Raw genomic sequence first — 19,240 nt, 5'->3', positions numbered from 1 at the left:
CTCGTCGGGCTCATAACCCGAAGGTCGTTGGTTCAAATCCAGCTCCCGCAACCAATTCTTTTATAACAGAATTAAAACAGTTATTAGCGTCAATATGGACGCGGGATGGAGCAGTATGGTAGCTCGTCGGGCTCATAACCCGAAGGTCGTTGGTTCAAATCCAGCTCCCGCAACCAATTCTTTTATAACAGAATTAAAACAGTTATTAGCGTCAATATGGACGCGGGATGGAGCAGTATAAAAGCTACTCGAACTCAACTCTTTATAAAAGAAGGGCGAAGGTCGTTGCCACGCTTTTGTAAAAAGTAATCCATCTTACGCAACCAATTCTTTTATAACAGAATTAAAACAGTTATTAGCGTCAATATGGACGCGGGATGGAGCAGTATGGTAGCTCGTCGGGCTCATAACCCGAAGGTCGTTGGTTCAAATCCAGCTCCCGCAACCAATTCTTTTATTGAAGAGTGACGTGATATGTAGGCCAGCGAAAGCTGGTTTTTTTGTGTCTGAAATTTGTAATTCCGTCTTCTTTTACACGCGTGAGCCAATTTATATACCTGCACGTTTTCTTTTGTTGGTGCCTATCAGTATAAAGATATGTTCGCTTTGCGAGAGTTCGCTTTACTGACCGGTCATTAATAGCTGATCGGTTCTACCATCCTCGGTCTCTGTATCTGCGTCACCGTACTTCAGGAATCGATTTATTCGTCTTGCATTAGTTTGCCAAAAATACTCTGATCAAATCACTTTCCCTATATTGATAGGAATTAGAGTAACTTCCTCAATAAAAGCGATAAGCTGAAGAGTGGCCGAATTAGACTGCAGTGCAGTCAATGCAGTGTTAATTAGCATAGGTTTGATGCATATTCTATGGCTTGTAACGCCTAGGTGCTTATAAGCATGTTTTACCTGATAAAACTTGCCCATAAAAAAACAGGCTAACTGCAATAGCGTTAGCCTGTTTCATTGTTATGGATAACCAGTGCTGGAACTTAATACTTAGCCATTAGGCTGATATTGTTGTCCTTCCGATTAGATCGCTGAGTGCACAACGCCCAATTTTTGAATGTATCTTAAGCGTGCGGCAAACATTATCGCTGCACTTGTAAGACCTGCAATAAGGCCTATCCAGAAACCTTGGGCACCCATATGCGGTACGATGATATCGGTACGCGCTAAGGTATAACCTAAAGTCATACCCACACCCCAGTACGAAACTAAGGTGATATAAAACGCGCTGCGAGTATCTTTATAGCCACGTAATGCACCTGCGGTAACGACTTGAACTGAGTCTGATAACTGATAGATGGCGGCATAGAACATTAAGCTACCAGCTAGTGCAACGACCTCAGGGTTATCATTATAGAGTAGGGCAATTTCATGTCTAAATAACACGGTAATGATTGCGGTACAGGCTGCTAAAGAAAACGAGATAATGAGTGCGAGTTTGGTCACTAGCGCTGCAATTACTGGTTTATCTTGACCTAGGTAATAGCCGACACGAATTGATACCGCGATACCGAGAGAAAGCGGTAACATAAACACAATCGATGAGAAGTTAAGTGCTATTTGGTGTCCTGCAACGACTGTTGCGCCCAATGGTGCAAGTAAAAGGGCGATGATTGCAAATAAACTCACTTCAAAAAACAGCGCCATAGCAATTGGGAAGCCATGTTTTGTCATTTCAAACATGACTTTGAAGTCTGGTAAGTGAAAAGATTTGAACGGAGCCAGTTCTTTAAACTTATCATGGAACTGCATGTAGATGATCATGGCGATAAGCATTGCCCAGAATACTAATGCAGTGGCAACACCACAGCCAGCGCCGCCCATTGCTGGCACACCAAAGTGGCCATAGATAAAAATGTAGTTAGCAGGGATGTTTACCGCTAAACCGACAAAACCTATGACCATAGTGGGTAAAGTATAAGAGATCCCTTCGCTACAACCTCTTAATACTTGATAAAGCACAAATGCCGGAACGCCCCACATAAAGCCATTTAAATAGCCAATACCGAGCCTTGCCATTTCGGGTTCAAGCTCCATCATGGTGAAAATATTCTCTGCAAATGAGAGGATAAGCACCACACCCACACTGCCAATTATGGCAATATAAGCAGCTTGGTAAGCCAATGGTTGAATTGCCTTTTGATTGTCGGCACCGTGATGGTGAGCAAATACGGGTGTAAAGGCCATTAATAAGCCTTGTACAAACAGTAAAGCGGGTAACCAAAGACTTGCTGCAATGGCAACCGCGGCCATATCTACGGCACTCACGCGACCCGCCATGACGGTGTCAATAAAGCCCATCATGGTTTGTGTTACTTGAGCAATTAGCACCGGTAGTGCTAACTGGATTAAACGTTTGGCTTGAAAGCCAGAATGGTTCATGAATACAGCCCTTAATACTAACGAGAGATAAAATGTTTACAGGTATAGTTCAAGCAACATGCGAAGTGTTGGCGATAGATAAGAAATTAGGCTTAAGCACGCTACAAATCGCAATTGGGCCGGATTTGCGCGAGGGACTTTCACTAGGGGCAAGTGTCGCAAATAACGGTGTTTGTTTAACAGTCACAAGAATAGATGATGATAGGGTGTTTTTCGATGTAATGGAAGAGACCCTTAAGCTAACTAACCTATCAAAACTGAGAGTCGGATCACAGGTTAACATCGAGCGTTCATTAACCTTCGGTAGTGAGATTGGCGGGCACATATTATCGGGCCACGTGCACACTCAAGCTGAGGTCGAATTTGTTAGTGCAACGGATGAGCATTACGATATTTGTTTGAAGGTTGAACCTAAGTGGATGAACTACATTCTTTATAAGGGTTTCGTTGGTGTTAACGGCTGTAGTTTAACGGTGGGTGAAGTGAAAGACACGAGCTTTATGCTGCATCTAATTCCAGAAACATTAAAGCTAACCAACTTAGATGGCTATGTTAAAGGTGATAAAATTAACATCGAAATAGATAGCCAAACCCAAGCGATAGTCGATACCGTTGAACGAGTACTCGCTAAGCGTTTTGAAAACCAATAACTTGACTCGTTACTGATGCGTTGTTGACTCTTGAAAAGCGCTAGCAGATCTAGACTAATACCCTGTGATATGGCCATCTACTGCCATAAGCTTGCTGGTTTAGTAGATCTGCTCGTCGTCTGAATCAATAAAAAACTCAATTTTATGCTGGGCTTCATCCAGGTGCAGACGCATATGGATGGGGTTACAGCACACCCGGCAATCTTCATAGTAATCTTGGTCACCACACGTTGCGTCTATATTAATGTGTTGGTGATGCCCGCAATGGGGACAACTAATCGTTTTGTTGATGAATCTCATGTTTACGCTCCCATAAAACCTACTGCGCTTCGTCCTCCATCTACAGCAATGACTTGGCCTGAGATATAAGACGAACTGACTAAGTGAGAAATAAGCTTGGCGATATCCTCTGGTTGGCCAAGCTTTGCTAACGGGATTGCACTTAACACTGCTTGTTGTGACTGAGTATCTGATTGTTCTGGCCATAAAATTGCACCAGGTGAGACACCATTTACGCGTACATCGGGTGCCAATTCTTGCGCCAGTGATAACGTTGCCATCTCAAGTGCAGCCTTTGATATAGAGTATAGTCCATGATCTTTTAATGGGCGCCGGCCATGGATATCGAGTAGGTTAATTATGCAGCCGTTATTCTTACTTAATATGGGATTCAGTGCTTCGGCTAATAAATAGGGGGTAATAAGGTTTGTCGCAAGCAATTGTTGTGCTTGTGCAAAGGTCGCCTCGCCAGTGGGTGTGGGGATAAAACTAGAAGCATTATTGATTAAAACTGACAAAGACAGTTGAGACGATTTAATTTGTAAGACTAGTTTATTGACAGCATCAGCTTGAGCTAAGTCGGCCTGCATGATAATCGCAGAGTCGGCGCGCTTAGTGTTTAGTTGAGTGCATAGAGCTTGGGCTTGTTTTGCTGATTGCCCATAGTGAATGACAATATTATGGCCTTCATCATGAAGATGAGTAGCGATAGTGCATCCAATCCGTTTTGAAGCGCCTGTGACTAATGCCCAAGTGGTCATATTTAATCCATCCATTGCTGAATAATGAGATGGCTATAACTTAACGAGCGTTAGCTATTAGCCTCTATCGTGACATGATAGCCACAGTAAATGGGTAATAGAAGACGAGTCTTAGTAATAAACTCAATAAAAGCCAACGGGATGCACATGCCAAGGTAACAAAGCTAAATTAATATCGGTCATAATTTTGTTCTCTATTTGTCAGTTTTGTACCATCGAGAGTGTTGATGTCAACTAACGCTTTTTGTCTCATTTGGTCATTTTGATACAAACTATCGGTAATGAGCGTTTTACTCATCAATAACAGTGCTTTGTTGAGCTCGATTTCAAGTTGTACGGCAACAGCCTGTTTATCAATAGAGTTTACCGCAACGTTATTGGGTTGGTTTATATCTGCTTGAAAAAGCACGGCTGCAAACATCAAAGTATTAATCATCACTAGCTCCTTATTAAGTTGTGCGTATGCTAACGGGCGAACGTGAATGAATTGTTACGGTAACCCTCTAGTTTTATTACACTTAACCTTAAATATTTTGCTCATTTAATAAGAAAAACTAATGTGATTGAAAACTTGCATCATACAGTGGCTATCACTTAGAATTAGCAGCTTGCGCGCTGGAAAACACAGACTCCAGTAAGGTCTAGTCCCAGTTGCGTAAACACACACTTAATTTTAAAACCAAGTGGCCCTACGTAGGGGTCACCACTGGAAAAGGAAAAATCATGCCTGTTATTACACTTCCTGACGGAAGCAAACGCGAGTTTGCTAACCCTGTTTCTACTTTAGATGTTGCTGCTGATATTGGTCCTGGTCTTGCTAAAGCGTGTATCGCTGGCCGCGTGAACGGTGAATTAAAAGACGCGTGTGACATGATTGACACAGATTCAGATCTGTCAATCATCACGGCTAAAGATGAAGAGGGTGTTGAAATTCTTCGTCACTCATGTGCTCACTTGCTCGGTCATGCAATCAAGCAATTGTTCCCTGAAACCAAAATGGCTATTGGCCCTGTTATCGATAATGGTTTCTACTATGACATCGACTTAGATCATAAGTTGACTCAGGAAGATATCGATGCGTTAGAAAAGCGCATGGCTGAACTTGCTAAAACTAATTACGCTGTTGATAAGCGTGTTGTTAGCTGGCAAGAAGCGCGTGATACTTTTGAATCACGTGGTGAAGTTTATAAGATGGCGATTTTGGATGAGAACATCCCGAAAGATTCAACGCCTGCGCTTTATCACCACCAAGAATATATCGACATGTGTCGTGGCCCACACGTACCAAACATGAAGTTCTGTCAGAATTTTAAGTTAATGAGTGTGGCGGGTGCATATTGGCGTGGTAACTCTGACAACAAGATGTTGCAGCGTGTATACGGAACAGCTTGGGCGGATAAGAAAGCACTTAAAGTGCACCTTAACCGTCTTGAAGAAGCGGCTAAGCGAGATCATCGTAAAATTGGTAAGCAGCTTGATCTTTACCATATGCAAGAAGAAGCGCCTGGTATGGTGTTTTGGCATAACGATGGTTGGAGTCTGTTCTTAGAGCTTGAGAAGTTTATTCGTCAAAAGCTAGGTCAGTACACTTACCAAGAAGTTAAAGGTCCATTAATGATGGACAGAGTGTTGTGGGAACGCAGTGGTCACTGGGACAAGTACTCAGAGGCTATGTTCACTACTAGCTCTGAAAACCGTGAATATGCGATTAAGCCAATGAACTGCCCTGGTCACGTTCAGATCTTTAACCAAGGCCTTAAGTCATATCGTGACTTGCCATTACGTATGGCTGAGTTTGGTTGTTGTCACCGTAATGAGCCATCAGGTTCATTACATGGCCTGATGCGCGTTCGTGGCTTTACTCAAGATGATGCACATATCTTCTGTACTGAAGAACAAGTACAGCAAGAAGTAAGCGCATGTATCAAAATGGTTTACGACACATACGAAACATTCGGATTTAGTAATATCGTTGTTAAGTTGTCGACTCGCCCTGAAAAGCGCATTGGTGATGACGATATGTGGGATCGTGCAGAAGAAGCGCTTAAACAAGCACTAACTGCAAATGATATCGAATTTGAAATTTTACCGGGCGAGGGCGCGTTTTACGGTCCTAAGATTGAATTTACATTGCATGATTGTCTAGACAGAGCGTGGCAATGTGGTACAGTGCAGCTCGATTACGCATTACCTGGTCGTTTGGGTGCAACTTATGTTGCTGAAGATAACAGCCGTCAAACCCCTGTTATGATCCACCGTGCGATTTTAGGTTCATTAGAGCGCTTCTTGGGTATTCTAATTGAAGAATATGCAGGCAAGTTCCCAGCTTGGTTATCGCCAGTTCAAGTTGTTGTAATGAATATTACCGATAAACAGTCCGATTATGTCGACAATGTCGTTAATTTATTCAAAGAACATGGAATTCGTGCAACTAAAGACTTGAGGAATGAGAAGATAGGCTTTAAAATACGTGAACATACTTTAAGGCGTGTGCCTTATTTACTGGTCGTTGGTGACCAGGAAATGGAAATTAATGAAGTAGCGGTGCGTACCCGTGAAGGCGTTGACTTAGGTAAGATGCAAATCGAAGAATTTGCTACTAAGCTCAAAAACCAGATTTCGCTCCGTAGTCTCAATTTGTTGGAGGATTAGGTCATAAAGATCAAAAAAACAGCAGGGCGCCAGGCGGCCCCGAACAGAATTAACGAGCTCATCGTTGGTGTATCTGAAGTCCGTCTAAACGGTTTAGATGGTGAGCAGTTAGGCATCTTAACAATTAAAGAAGCACAAGAAGTTGCTGATGAAGCCGGTGTTGATTTAGTAGAGATCAGTCCTAATGCTGAGCCGCCAGTTTGTCGTGTTATGGACTACGGTAAGTTCCTTTTTGACAAAGCAAAAGCTCAAAAAGAACAAAAGAAGAAGCAGAAAATTGTACAGGTGAAGGAAATTAAATTCCGTCCCGGTACAGACGAAAACGATTACCAGGTAAAACTACGCAACCTGACTCGTTTTCTAGAAGACGGCGACAAAGCGAAAGTAACGCTGCGTTTCCGTGGTCGTGAGATGGCTCACCAAAGCCTAGGTATGGATCTTTTGAACCGTATCAAAGCTGACTTGGAAGTTATAGCAGTAGTGGAGTCTTTCCCGAAAATGGAAGGTCGCCAAGCTGTTATGGTTCTCGCGCCGAAAAAGAAATAGTAAGGCAACCATAAAAGTAACAGGGGCCTATTAAGGTTTCCTGTTCGCCTTGCGTTTTATTAATTGTCCCAATGCGGAGTTTTAGCAATGCCTAAAATGAAAACAGACAAGGGTGTACAAAAGCGTTTTAAGAAGACCGCTAACGGTTTTAAGCGCAAGCAAGCCCATTTACGTCATATTTTGACAAAGAAGAGCACTAAGCGTAAACGTCACTTACGTGCAAAATGTCAAGTAGCTAAGTCTGATGTGCCAGCAATCGCACGTCAACTACCATACGCTTAATTAAAGGAGCAATGAACAATGCCTAGAGTTAAGCGTGGTGTAACCGCTCGTGCTCGTCACAAGAAAGTACTTAAATTAGCTAAAGGTTATTATGGCGCTCGTAGCCGTACTTACCGTGTTGCTGTTCAAGCAGTAACTAAAGCTGGTCAATATGCTTACCGTGACCGTCGTCAGAAGAAACGTCAATTCCGTCAACTATGGATTGCACGTATCAATGCGGCATCTCGTCAAAATGGTCTGTCTTACAGCCGTTTCATTAATGGTTTGAAAAAAGCATCAATCGAAATCGACCGTAAGATCCTGGCTGACATCGCTGTTTTCGATAAAGTTGTATTTGCAACTTTAGTTGAAAAAGCAAAAGACGCTTTAGCTAAGTAATTAGTTTAGAATCTTTTGAAAAAGGGAGCCTTAAGGCTCCCTTTTTTTATGCCCGTCATTTATTAAGGTATTCTCTAATACACTCTACGGATTAGTAAACCCTAGTTATCTAATCATAAGTCTGCAAACAAACTAAAAAGGATTTTCCAGCTAATGACAACCTTGACAACGGCCCGACTCATAATCTCACCCATGTCATTAGATGACGTTGATCTGCTATTTGAGTTAGATCAAGACCCACTCGTGATGAAATACATTAACGGTGGGCGAATAGTGACTCGTGAAGAAATAGAAAATGTATTTATTCCCCGATTTGCAAAGTTTTCAAACTTAGATAAAGGCTGGGGCTTATGGAAAGTGTTTGCAAAACCTACAACAGACAAGGGATCCAAACCGCTGCTGACTATAGCGCCGACGTTCGCTGGGTGGATTTTAATTAGACCCATGTATTATTTTACCGATGAGCCTTATTTTAATGATCTTGAGATTGGCTGGCGTTTTAAGCAAAGTACATGGGGAAAGGGTATTGCAACAGAAAGCGCTAACACCGTCGTTAAGCATCTAGCCGAGACGCAATTGAATATCGAAAGGTTCTCAGCTATTGCCGACGATAGAAATCTAGCTTCAATTAACATTATGACAAAGCTTGGTATGAGCTATGAGGGTAAGCTAGAACACCCTGATGCAGGCGATGATGTTGAGGTTGTTTTGTATTCTAAGCGTATAGCGCGTGACTAATTATTTGCTTATAGCGTATTCGAATGACCATAAATAAAGCATAAAACTATACTTATGCCAATGCTACTGGCTGAAGTAGTTGCTTTAGCGCTAATAGCTCAATCACTAGTACATTGAATTGTTTTTAAAGATTAAAGCTTGTGAAAGTTTGTAGCCTGTCATTACGTATCTATAAGTAAAAAAAGATAGGCAGTCTATACGAATTAATCCAATAAAAAAGCCAACTGATGCAGTTGGCTTATATTTTCTGATAAAGCGCGGGCTTTTTATCAGGTTATTAAAGTGCGTCTAAGTAACGCTCTGCATCTAAGGCAGCCATACAACCGGTGCCTGCAGAGGTAATGGCTTGGCGGTAATGTTGATCCATTACATCTCCAGCCGCAAACACGCCTTTAATGCTCGTTTGAGTTGCATTGCCGTTTAAGCCGCTTTCTACTTTGATATAGCCGTTGTTCATCTCTAATTGGCCTTCAAACATAGAAGTATTTGGCTTATGACCAATGGCAACAAATACACCAGCAACGTCTAGATCTGTGATTGCTCCGTCTTTAGTGCTCTTCATTTTTAGGCCTGTAACGCCCATCTGATCGCCAACGACTTCTTCAAGCGTGTTGTCTAAGTGAAGTACGATATTACCGTTCTCAACTTTATCCATAAGGCGCTTAGTTAAGATTTTTTCACTGCGGAATGTATCACGGCGGTGAATAAGGTGAACTTCAGATGCAATGTTACTTAAGTAAAGTGCTTCTTCAACAGCGGTATTACCACCACCAATAACGGCTACTTTTTGGTTACGGTAGAAGAAACCGTCACAGGTCGCACAAGCTGACACACCGCGGCCTTTAAAGGCTTCTTCAGACTCTAGGCCTAAATACATGGCTGATGCGCCAGTAGAGATAATTAGCGAGTCACAAGTGAATTCGCCATTATCGCCTTTAAGCTGGAAAGGGCGCACGTTTAAATTAACTTCATTAATGTGATCAAAGATAATTTCGGTTTCAAACTTCTCAGCATGCTTTTGCATACGTTCCATAAGTGCTGGACCTGTAAGATCTTCAGCATCGCCTGGCCAGTTTTCAACTTCAGTCGTGGTAGTTAATTGGCCACCTTGTTGAATACCTGTGATCAATACTGGCTTTAAATTTGCGCGAGCGGCATAAACTGCAGCTGTGTAGCCTGCTGGGCCAGAACCCAGAATAAGTAGTTCACAATGTCTAGCTTGGGTCATTAGTTTCTCCGTTCTTTAACGAATGCGGGACGACAAAGGGGAGCTGTTCCCTATTGTTTCAAGAATTGCTGCGATTGTATGGAATTTCCGGGGGCTGGTAAAGCTCTGTATTTGGGTTTAAGTACGGCGTTAGTTCACCTAGGCCGTGATATTTGGCGGTTTTTATTGGGTTTAAGCTGTTCCTTATCACATTTTGGTTTATTCTATAGCGCAAAGATTGGCATCAGGCTAATAAGCCGAGTCATAACGTAAAGCTAAAAGAAAAAGGAAGTGTTATGCGCATTACAGCGAATTTTGATAGTGGCAATATTGAAGTTATCAATCTAGATAACAAAGATGATGTTCAATTAGCGATCCGCCCTGATGAAGGTGGTGAATTTTTTCAGTGGTTTAACTTTAAACTTGAAGGGGTCGTTGGTAATCAATACACCCTTAACATCGTTAATGCCGGCAAAGCTTCATATACAAAAGGCTGGGAAGATTACCAAGCTGTTGCGACCTATGACAGACAAACCTGGTTTAGACTGCCTACTCAATACCAAGACGGTCAATTGAGTATTCAAGTTGATCTTGATTGTGACGCAATTCAAATTGCGTACTTTGCCCCTTATAGTTATGAACGCCATCAAGATCTGCTCGCTGCTGTACAAGTTCATCCACAAGTCAGCCTTGAGCATTTGGGTTTAACTCTTGATGGTCGCGACATGACGCTCGTTAAGATCGGTGATGGAGATGAAGATAAAGCTAATATTTGGATCACTGCACGTCAACACCCTGGTGAGACCATGGCTGAATGGCTAGTCGAAGGCTTGATGAATAACTTGCTTGATAGCGACTGCCCTACTGCGAAAGCACTTTTAGATAAAGCCAACTTCTACATAGTACCCAACATGAACCCAGATGGAAGTGCACGTGGACATCTACGTACTAACGCTGTGGGTACCAACTTAAACCGAGAGTGGAAAACCCCTTCACTAGAGAAAAGCCCTGAAGTGTTATACGTGGTCAATAAGATGAAAGAGACTGGCGTTGACCTTTTCTATGATGTGCATGGCGATGAAGGACTGCCATATGTATTCTTAGCAGGTTGTGAAGGCGTACCAGCATTTACAAATCAAGATGCTGAACGTCAGCAAGCGTTCGTTGATGCTTTATTGATGGCAAGTCCTGATTTTCAAAATGAATTTGGCTATGACAAAGATGAGCCAGGTCAAGCAAACTTAACCGTTGCATCAAATTGGGTTGCGCATACCTTTGGTTGCCTTTCAAATACACTTGAAATGCCGTTTAAAGATAATGCCAACATGCCAGATCTGATGGCGGGTTGGTCACCAGAGCGTTGTATTTATCTTGGTGAAGCGTCTTTGATTGCCATGAACGCTGTTGTTGATAAGCTTAAGTAATAGCAATAACTAAGAGGTAGCCAATGGCATTAGTTAACTGTCCTAGCTGTAACAAACGTATTTCGAGTATGGCTAAAAAGTGTAATCATTGTCAGGCGGCGATTTCGGCTGACAATGAAAGTCTTAAAGTCATCAGTCATATTAAGCGTTCAAATCAGTTAATGAATCAAAGCTTTTTAGCGTTAACTTTATTTATCGGTGGCGTGGTAACTTGGTTTTGGGGCGGTGAGCCAGCGGAAGGACTTAGAGCAAATATTGCACTGGGTGCATTTGCGCTGGGCTTTGTGGGCTACTTGATCACTAGAGTGCAAATCGTACTGCATAAACGGAAGAAAGTATGACAGATATAAATAAAGTCATCGACGAGATGCCTGATGAGGTCTATCAACGCTTACTTAGCGGTGTTGAGCTAGGTAAATGGCAAGATGGTACCGTTTTGACGCCTGGGCAACGGGCATCGACACAACAAGTTGTTATGCTTTATCAAGCAAGAAGGCTACAGCAAACTGATCATTTCACGATTAACAGTGAAGGTCAGGTTAATGAGTTGTCTAAGTCTGAACTTAAAAAGCAGTTTAAAGGCGAGTCGATTGCCGAGTTTAAACAAGACGAGCTTTAATTAACCGAGCTTAATTAAACATTCGTGCATAAAAGAGCCCCAAGCATCACTGCTATGGGGCTTTTTTATTATATACATCGTTGCTAGTCTGAGGTTAACTCGCCAGCGATAGAAATCTTCATTGCGGTGCGAATTTCTTCTGGTGACAGCTCGGTCGATAGTAAATAGTGCAACTTAGTCAGCGCCGCCTCAGTCGTCATATCATAGCCACTAATGACACCTGCCTCAGCTAAAGCATTACCCGTAGCGTAGCCGTCCATATTCACACGACCCTGCATACATTGGGTTAAGTTAACTAATACTATGCCACGCTCATGTGCATCTTTTAGCGTTTTAAGCAATGCAGGAGTTTGAGGCGCATTACCAACACCAAAAGTAAGTAGAATAAGTGCCTTTACCGGTTGCTGTAAAATATTGGCAAAGATTTCAGTATTAATTCCTGGGTAGAGTGTCACAACGCCAATGGGCTGTGGACTTATATTCGCCACATGTAATGGTATAGTGCTATCGATTTGAGCGCGCTTACCTGCATGCCAGCGGATCTTAATGCCTGCTTCGAGTAGAAGTGGGAAGTTAGGCGATGCAAACGCATTAAAGCCATCGGCATGAGCTTTAGTCGTGCGATTACCTCTAAACAGTTTGTTGTTAAAGAATAAACAGACTTCGGCTACTGGATAGTTGGCTGCAATATACAGTGCGTTAAGCAGGTTTGTTTGACCATCAGATCTAAGCTGCGCCAAGGGGATCTGCGAGCCCGTAACGATTACAGGCTTTTGTAGGCCTTGCAACATAAAGGATAGGGCTGAAGCGGTGAACGCCATGGTGTCGGTGCCATGGAGGATCACAAAGCCATCATATTTATCATAATTGGCTTTAATATCATCAGCGATCATCAGCCAATCGGTTGGCGCCATATTTGATGAATCAATTAATGGTGTGTATTCACTAATCACAAAATCTGGCATTTCATCATGGTAAAACTCGGGCATAGCTTTGACACAGCCTGTGAGAAAATCTGCAACAGGTGCAAAGCCTTGTTCGGTCTTTTGCATGCCAATGGTACCGCCTGTATAGGCGACATAGATAGATCGTTTAGTCATTTGATTTTGTTTTTTAGTTTTGGATTAAATCACGATGCAGGGATTATATACCCAAAGTGGTTACAGATGCAGGGGATAAGGGCAATTAGCTGAGGTAAGTGGGGGTTATATGTCAGTAATGAGAGCTGTTACAAAAGTTGGTAGTGATAAGCTTAAAATGAATAAGCCCTGAATCTACAGGGCTTATTTATGGTCTATACCCATGCTAAGCGGTATTTAGTTATTACAGGTATCGCAATACAGGTAAACACCGTTTGGATCATCAAATGATTTAAATTCATCAATCACAGTTGACCACTGCTTTAAAACGGATTCAAGCAAACTTGATTGAGCAAAACTTTGTGGCATATAGCTCGAAGCTGAGGCAAGCATTTCTTGGATGAACAGCTCTTGAGGAGAAAGCTCCTTTTCAATGATTTCGGTGTCATACTGCTCAAGTTTGGCCATTTGCGCTGCCTTTGTTACTGCATCTTGAAGCTCACCCAACCCATCTACAAGGCCTAGTTCTAATGCCTTTCGTCCGGTCCACACGCGGCCCTGAGCAATGCTGTCTACATAGTCTAGGCTCATATCACGCTCTGATGCCACGAGAGAGATAAAGTCTTGATAACCCCGTTCTATGTGGCGTTGAATAATGGCTTCAATTTGAGGAGAGAGACCTTTGGTTACTGAAAACCCTGCCCATTCGGACGTGCCCACACCATCGGTGTGAACGCCAATGCTTGCCAATGAGTCCTCGAATGTCGTGATCATACCAAAAATCCCGATAGATCCTGTTAACGTGGTTGGGGTTGCATAGATATAATCGGCGCTCGCAGAGATCCAATAACCACCTGATGCGGCATAACTGCCCATGCTGACAATAATTGGTTTGTTTGCAGCCTTTATCGCTAACACTTCTTGTCTAATTTCTTCAGAAGCGAAAGCGCTACCACCAGGACTATCAACACGCAGTACTACGGCTTTAACTGAATCATCAAAGCGGGCTTCTCTTAACAGCTCAGAGGTACTCTTGCCGCCAATTTGACCAGCAGGTTGCGAGCCATTAAGAATATTTCCTTTCGCGACAATAATACCCACTTTGTCGTTAAGTGATAGAGTTGGGTGAGTTTGCGTGACTGATAAATAATCATAGAAGTCGACATGTTTATAAGAGTCACCGTCTGCAGATTTACCAACGGCATCAACCATGGATAACCTAAACTCATCATAAGTTTTAAGCTCATCAACCCACTTCATGTTCAGCGCCATTTCGGCCGATTTACCGTTTGCCTTATCGAGCTGGGTAAGATAATCATCAGCACTGAGTGACAAGTCATGACTATCAATGCCTCGATTCGCCGCAACAGTATCAGAGTAGCTTTGCCACAAATCGTTTAAAAGTACCAAATTGGCTTCTTTAGCTGCATCTGACATATCGTCACGGATAAAAGGTTCAACCGCTGACTTGAAGGTGCCGACTCTAAAAACATGTGCGTTGATCTTGAGTTTCTCTAACGCCGATTTAAAGTACAGGCGATAACGGCCTAAGCCTTCAATTTCAACACTACCTTGCGGGTTGAGATAAACTTTATCGGCAAAGCTGGCAAGAAAATATTGATTTTGACTATACCAATTACCGTTTGCAACGACGGTTTTACCCTCAGCTTTGAAAGACTCTATGGCATTACCGATAGACTGAAGCTTACTGATCCCGGTGCCGTGTAACATGGCCAGATCTAATACCATCAGTTTTATTCGTGTATCCGTTGTTGCGTTTTCAATAACGGTTAGTACATCAGACAATAAAATCTCGCCGCTTCCGTCTGCCTCATTGCCACTTTTCATGGCAGCTTCTAACGGGTCAACTTGACGTTTTTGATCAACGATCACTCCAGATAGATTAAGTACCAGTGCAGTACCATCTTCAACTTTTACACCGTCATCGGCACTCAGGCTTACGATGATAATAGCAATCACGCCAAAGAATATAAGATTAAGAAAAAGCTTTCTTAATCCATTGACGGTATTCCATATAAGTAGGAATATCCTTTTAAATATTGAGGGTTTAGTGGACATTATCCACTCCTATATAGCTTAGTTAGCATAATGCTAACTGAAATCTCATCGGAAAGGAAAACTCAATTGTAAAGGAATCTGTTGTTTGGCTTATTGAGCTTATTGTTTACACAGGGTATGCTGGATTAAATCACTTGTTTAAAAAGGATGTTTGAATGTCGTTTCCGCATTTATTAGAACCCTTAGATCTGGGTTTTACCCAGTTAAAAAACCGTGTATTGATGGGCTCAATGCATACAGGTTTAGAAGAAGAAAAGGGCGGCTTTGAGAAACTGGCAGCGTTTTACAAAGAACGTGCACTAGGTGGTGTGGGCCTTATCGTTACCGGCGGTATTTCGCCTAACTTGCGTGGCCGCTTAGCGCCAAATGCCTGTCAGCTTAGTTTTCCGTGGCAAGTAAAGAAACACACTAAGGTCACTCAAGCTGTCCATGAGGCTGGCGGCAAAATTTGTATGCAGTTATTGCATGCTGGTCGTTATGGTTATCATCCTTTCTCTAGTGCGCCGAGTAAAATCAAATCACCTATCACCCCCTTCACTCCCTCAGCGATGTCGACAAGACAGGTTGCTGGCACTATCAAAGATTACGCAACCAGCGCAGCCTTAGCTAAAAAAGCAGGTTATGACGGCGTCGAAGTGATGGGAAGTGAAGGTTACCTGATAAATCAGTTTATTAGTTCTCGTACTAATAAACGTACTGATAAGTGGGGCGGGGCGTTTGAAAACCGTGCACAGTTTCCAATAGAAATTGTAAAACAAATACGCGCCAAAGTTGGCGCTGACTTTATTATTATCTTTAGATTATCGATGTTGGACCTTGTCGATAATGGCTCAACTTGGGAAGAGGTGGTCAAGCTTGCTAAGTGGTTAGAGCAAGCTGGTGTTACCATTATTAATACTGGGATAGGTTGGCATGAAGCCAGAGTTCCAACAATTGCGACCAGTGTGCCTCGCGGCGCATTTGCTTGGGTAACCGAGCGATTAATGAAAGAGATGTCAATTCCACTGATTGCGACGAACCGTATTAACACACCAGAAATTGCAGAGCATATTATTTCATCCGGTCAGGCTGACATGGTATCAATGGCGCGCCCTTTCTTGGCCGATCCGGACTTTGTTAACAAAGCGGCGGCGAATACGCCTGAACTTATCAATACCTGTATTGGCTGTAATCAGGCTTGCCTTGATCATACCTTTGCGCTTAAGCGTGCAACGTGTTTAGTGAACCCTAGAGCCTGTTATGAAACTGAGCTTAATTTTACACCCGCTCAAAATAAGAAACGCATTGCAGTGATGGGCGCAGGACCTGCTGGAATGGCATTTTCTATCTACGCAGCAAGTCGTGGTCACGAGGTTGTTCTGTTTGAAGCTAAATCTGAAGTCGGTGGTCAATTCAACTTAGCACGTAAGATCCCTGGAAAAGAGGAGTTTAATGAAACCATTCGTTACTTCCTTAATCAGATTAAGCTGCATAAGGTTGAATTACGCTTAAACGCTCGACTCGATGCCAGTGTGGTACGTGATGAGAAGTTTGATGAAATTGTTATTTCTTCAGGCGTGAAGCCAAGACCAATCGAGTTAGCCGGTTTTGATAGCCCTAAAGTGGTTGATTATCAGAAAGTACTCAATGGTGAAGTGCAGATTGGCCAGAAAGTCGCACTTATCGGTGCGGGTGGAATTGGCTTTGATATGGCGCATTACTTGTGTGAGTCAGAATCTTCAACCCTCGATTTAAACCGTTGGTTAAAACAATGGGGCATAGATAAAGACTATAAAGAGCCCGGTGGTTTGACAGAGCCCGTTCCTGAAACTGAGCATAGAGAAGTGTATTTACTGCAGCGTAAAGCGACCAAGATGGGCAAGGGGCTAGGAAAAACGACTGGTTGGATCCATCGCTCTGTACTTAAACAGCACGAGGTGTCGATGAAAACCGGTGTCAGTTACGAGAAGTTTGACGACCAAGGTCTACATATCAAAATTGATGGGCAAGACGAGGTGCTTGATGTCGATAATGTCATCTTATGTGCAGGGCAAGTGTCAAACACTGAACTCGTCGATGAGATGAAGTCCACCGGTATTCCCGTACACCTTATTGGTGGTGTAGATGTTGCTGCAGAACTGGATGCCAAGCGAGCTATTCGTCAAGGCGCAGAGCTTGCTATTGCGCTGTAATACCTAAGTCAATGGCTAATCAAAAAACCTGCTTACGCTTAATGCGTTAGCAGGTTTTTTATTACAGTTTCAACCACATGTCTTGGGGCGCCTTATCTTTGGTTATTAACTGATTGATATGTTGTTTAAAAATCCAGAACTCGCCGTTTACAGCCATAAATGTTTTTCTGCTGTATTTTGCTATAAATGAAATAAAAACAGTGAATTAGTCCTATTTTAAAGTCAGAATTCACACTTACTTCACGACCTCCAAGCTATGCTATTGAATAAAAGTCAGCAGTAGAAGTTACATGTACTATAGTATTGATTACTAATGATAACGATAGATATAGGCTAATGTTGCCAAATGAAAAGTGATTTGGTTTGTTTAAAAATCGTTTTGTCTATAAATCGCAGATCTTGAGTCTAGTTGAGTCGAGTTTTGAGACTAGCGTGCGCGATTTCGTCATTTTGAAGCACAACTAAGTAGACCTAATCAACTTACTTGCAAAAGGTTGAGTGCAAGGTAGTTCATCATGGACTTCGTTTGCGTGACTTAAAGCAATTCAATATAAAAGTGTTAATTACCGAACCATAGGGGAATTCTTTCATGAAAAAAGTACTACTAATGAGCGCACTGATATTTGCATCATCAAGTGTTTTCGCAGCCCAAACAAGTGATCCAAAGGGCGGATTTATTGGCCCGAGTAATGTCAGCGTGAAGACAGTCGCTGTTGCTTTAGGCGCCAAGGATGACACTCCAGTAATATTAACGGGTTATATCGTGGCAAGTTTGGGAGATGAAGCTTACAAATTTAAGGATGATACAGGGGAAGTCATCGTTGAGATTGACGATCGTGACTGGAATGGCGTTGAAGCGACGCCTGAAACTAAGGTTGTCCTTGAAGGTGAGGTTGACAGCAGTTGGTCTTACACACAAATTGATGTGGACTCGGTTAAATTAGCAAAATAGAGTTGAGTACAACGCTAACACCCAATTAGACCAGTAGTACTTACTACTGGTCTTTTTATTTTAAAGCTTGATGTGATCTAGTGAAGCTCATGTTCAATACTAGGTTTTTAGAAGTACTAGAGCAGCTGTTGCTCCGTAAAGAGCACTTGCTGACAGTATGCTAGTCGGTGCCTTATGGCATCTAAGTACTGAGATGCTTGATTATCAACTAAATACCAAAAAGAGTTTGCTTGCTCTGGGGTTTGGTTGAAGAACATGAGCTCACAATCGAGTAGTTTTTCTTGGCTTGAATGGTGTAACCAGGTTTCGATGGGGCTTGTTGCTAAGTAGTTCAGTAAACAGAGGTTATCTGGCGTCGAGTTTTCATCTGCCACACTTGATTTAGACTGTGCCTGGTTATGTATTTTTTTGAGCAATAGAAAAGGGCAGTGAGCTATGTGGCGCTCCTTATGCTGCTCGTCGTTAAGGACCTGAACGGGCAATAGCTCCGGCTTGGGCAACATCAATTCAGGCCAGTCAAAACTTGCAAGTAAACCTAATGCAATACGACGTTCCCCTAACCAGTTGTGGACCATACAAGCTAAGTGTTCTTCACTTTGCATGGTCAATTGACGTTTAAGACTTGGCAGTAACGACATACGTTTAACTGTTAATTGGCAAGAGAGCTTTGTCATTAGTACCGCGGTCACCAATCCTGTTGATGGCCAGCAGTGAAGCTCTTTTTCTAATGACTCTGCTGTTTCAATAAGCTGCTGTGTTAATAATGCCAGCTCAGTATCAGTAAAATGGCCTGAAACAACAAAGGGTCTCTTTGAGCCAACAAATGGACCGTTAGAGATATTGATCAGCGTACTGGTTATTGGATCTTGTTTGTCTTGAGATGTTGTACCGTTAAAAATGAAGGTCGCTCCACTCGATGGGATCTCCCACTTTCCGTTTGCATTACCGATAATGGTGACTTTACTTAGTATGCTTAATAGCTTAGTAGGACTAACTGTCTGCATTCTCGCCTTCAGATTAAAATTTGTTTGC

19 protein-coding genes and 2 tRNA genes are annotated in these 19,240 nt (G+C 42.5%); 13 read left to right on the top strand and 8 right to left on the bottom strand.

Annotation, left to right across the window (positions count from 1 at the left end):
- The first annotated feature begins 99 nt into the window (after positions 1-99).
- Positions 100-176 (top strand) — tRNA-Met (locus tag ACVBIK_RS15765).
- 195 nt (positions 177-371) lie between these two features.
- Positions 372-448: transfer RNA gene (locus tag ACVBIK_RS15760), tRNA-Met, on the top strand.
- A 584-nt stretch (positions 449-1,032) separates the two neighbouring features.
- Here ACVBIK_RS15760 and ACVBIK_RS15755 read toward each other — a convergent pair.
- Entirely contained in the window at positions 1,033-2,391 is a 1,359-nt protein-coding gene (locus ACVBIK_RS15755) for an MATE family efflux transporter (RefSeq protein ID WP_447170058.1), read from the bottom strand.
- Between the two features lie 32 nt (positions 2,392-2,423).
- Here ACVBIK_RS15755 and ACVBIK_RS15750 point away from each other — a divergent pair, with 32 nt between their 5' ends.
- Positions 2,424-3,041 carry a riboflavin synthase subunit alpha gene (locus ACVBIK_RS15750; protein ID WP_447159358.1) on the top strand — a complete coding sequence of 206 codons (618 nt, stop codon included), beginning with the start codon at positions 2,424-2,426 and terminating at the stop codon, positions 3,039-3,041.
- A 99-nt stretch (positions 3,042-3,140) separates the two neighbouring features.
- On the opposite strand, the gene ACVBIK_RS15745 is transcribed toward ACVBIK_RS15750, so the two are convergent.
- The 3 genes from ACVBIK_RS15745 to ACVBIK_RS15735 all read right to left on the bottom strand — a co-directional run bounded on the left by ACVBIK_RS15745 (position 3,141) and on the right by ACVBIK_RS15735 (position 4,517).
- Complete coding sequence (locus ACVBIK_RS15745; protein ID WP_447159357.1) at positions 3,141-3,341, bottom strand: CPXCG motif-containing cysteine-rich protein; 201 nt, start codon at positions 3,339-3,341, stop codon at positions 3,141-3,143.
- 2 nt (positions 3,342-3,343) lie between these two features.
- Positions 3,344-4,081: a pteridine reductase gene (locus ACVBIK_RS15740; RefSeq protein WP_447170057.1), complete on the bottom strand. Its 738-nt coding sequence runs from the start codon at positions 4,079-4,081 to the stop codon at positions 3,344-3,346.
- A gap of 169 nt (positions 4,082-4,250) precedes the next feature.
- On the bottom strand, positions 4,251-4,517 hold the full coding sequence (locus ACVBIK_RS15735) for a hypothetical protein (RefSeq protein ID WP_447159355.1): 267 nt from the start codon (positions 4,515-4,517) through the stop codon (positions 4,251-4,253).
- Positions 4,518-4,804: 287 nt separating this feature from the next.
- Between ACVBIK_RS15735 and thrS the strand changes: the two genes are divergently transcribed.
- The 5 genes from thrS (at position 4,805) to ACVBIK_RS15710 (ending at position 8,677) form a co-directional block, all read left to right on the top strand.
- Positions 4,805-6,733 (top strand): threonine--tRNA ligase, encoded by a 1,929-nt coding sequence (gene thrS / locus ACVBIK_RS15730; protein ID WP_447170056.1) that lies wholly within the window; start codon positions 4,805-4,807, stop codon positions 6,731-6,733.
- A 3-nt stretch (positions 6,734-6,736) separates the two neighbouring features.
- Positions 6,737-7,279: a translation initiation factor IF-3 gene (gene infC, locus ACVBIK_RS15725; RefSeq protein ID WP_220764059.1), complete on the top strand. Its 543-nt coding sequence runs from the start codon at positions 6,737-6,739 to the stop codon at positions 7,277-7,279.
- An 87-nt stretch (positions 7,280-7,366) separates the two neighbouring features.
- Positions 7,367-7,561: a 50S ribosomal protein L35 gene (gene rpmI / locus ACVBIK_RS15720; protein ID WP_012155497.1), complete on the top strand. Its 195-nt coding sequence runs from the start codon at positions 7,367-7,369 to the stop codon at positions 7,559-7,561.
- Positions 7,562-7,579: 18 nt separating this feature from the next.
- Entirely contained in the window at positions 7,580-7,939 is a 360-nt protein-coding gene (rplT, locus tag ACVBIK_RS15715) for a 50S ribosomal protein L20 (RefSeq protein ID WP_012155496.1), read from the top strand.
- Between the two features lie 153 nt (positions 7,940-8,092).
- Positions 8,093-8,677, top strand: a complete 585-nt coding sequence (locus ACVBIK_RS15710) for a GNAT family N-acetyltransferase (RefSeq protein WP_447159353.1) — start codon at positions 8,093-8,095, stop codon at positions 8,675-8,677.
- Positions 8,678-8,954: 277 nt separating this feature from the next.
- Here the strand turns inward: ACVBIK_RS15710 and trxB are convergent, their stop codons facing one another.
- Positions 8,955-9,905: a thioredoxin-disulfide reductase gene (gene trxB / locus ACVBIK_RS15705; protein ID WP_447159352.1), complete on the bottom strand. Its 951-nt coding sequence runs from the start codon at positions 9,903-9,905 to the stop codon at positions 8,955-8,957.
- A gap of 275 nt (positions 9,906-10,180) precedes the next feature.
- On the opposite strand from trxB, the gene ACVBIK_RS15700 reads away from it, so the two are divergent.
- The 3 genes from ACVBIK_RS15700 to ACVBIK_RS15690 are packed head-to-tail and all read left to right on the top strand — an operon-like array spanning position 10,181 to position 11,927.
- Positions 10,181-11,308, top strand: coding sequence for a M14 family metallopeptidase (locus ACVBIK_RS15700; RefSeq protein WP_447170055.1), 1,128 nt, complete (start codon positions 10,181-10,183; stop codon positions 11,306-11,308).
- Positions 11,309-11,331: 23 nt separating this feature from the next.
- Positions 11,332-11,649: a zinc ribbon domain-containing protein gene (locus ACVBIK_RS15695; RefSeq protein WP_442529584.1), complete on the top strand. Its 318-nt coding sequence runs from the start codon at positions 11,332-11,334 to the stop codon at positions 11,647-11,649.
- Positions 11,646-11,927: a YeaC family protein gene (locus ACVBIK_RS15690; protein WP_447170054.1), complete on the top strand. Its 282-nt coding sequence runs from the start codon at positions 11,646-11,648 to the stop codon at positions 11,925-11,927. The genes ACVBIK_RS15695 and ACVBIK_RS15690 overlap by 4 nt, the downstream gene beginning before the upstream one ends.
- 83 nt (positions 11,928-12,010) lie before the next feature.
- On the opposite strand, the gene ansA is transcribed toward ACVBIK_RS15690, so the two are convergent.
- Positions 12,011-13,027 carry an asparaginase gene (gene ansA, locus ACVBIK_RS15685; protein ID WP_447170053.1) on the bottom strand — a complete coding sequence of 339 codons (1,017 nt, stop codon included), beginning with the start codon at positions 13,025-13,027 and terminating at the stop codon, positions 12,011-12,013.
- 216 nt (positions 13,028-13,243) lie between these two features.
- Positions 13,244-15,085, bottom strand: coding sequence for a signal peptide peptidase SppA (gene sppA / locus ACVBIK_RS15680; RefSeq protein ID WP_447170052.1), 1,842 nt, complete (start codon positions 15,083-15,085; stop codon positions 13,244-13,246).
- Between the two features lie 155 nt (positions 15,086-15,240).
- On the opposite strand from sppA, the gene ACVBIK_RS15675 reads away from it, so the two are divergent.
- On the top strand, positions 15,241-17,256 hold the full coding sequence (locus ACVBIK_RS15675) for an oxidoreductase (protein WP_447170051.1): 2,016 nt from the start codon (positions 15,241-15,243) through the stop codon (positions 17,254-17,256).
- 589 nt (positions 17,257-17,845) lie between these two features.
- The gene (locus ACVBIK_RS15670) at positions 17,846-18,208 is read left to right on the top strand and encodes a NirD/YgiW/YdeI family stress tolerance protein (RefSeq protein ID WP_447164536.1); all 363 of its coding nucleotides are present in this window, start codon (positions 17,846-17,848) and stop codon (positions 18,206-18,208) included.
- Positions 18,209-18,324: 116 nt separating this feature from the next.
- Here ACVBIK_RS15670 and ACVBIK_RS15665 read toward each other — a convergent pair whose 3' ends face one another.
- Positions 18,325-19,212: a hypothetical protein gene (locus ACVBIK_RS15665; protein WP_447170050.1), complete on the bottom strand. Its 888-nt coding sequence runs from the start codon at positions 19,210-19,212 to the stop codon at positions 18,325-18,327.
- Between the last annotated feature and the right edge of the window lie 28 nt (positions 19,213-19,240).

The sequence above is a fragment of the Shewanella sp. 125m-1 genome (assembly GCF_052977065.1).
Note: the sequence above shows the minus strand (reverse complement) of the source record. Positions and strands in the feature narration are given on the sequence as shown.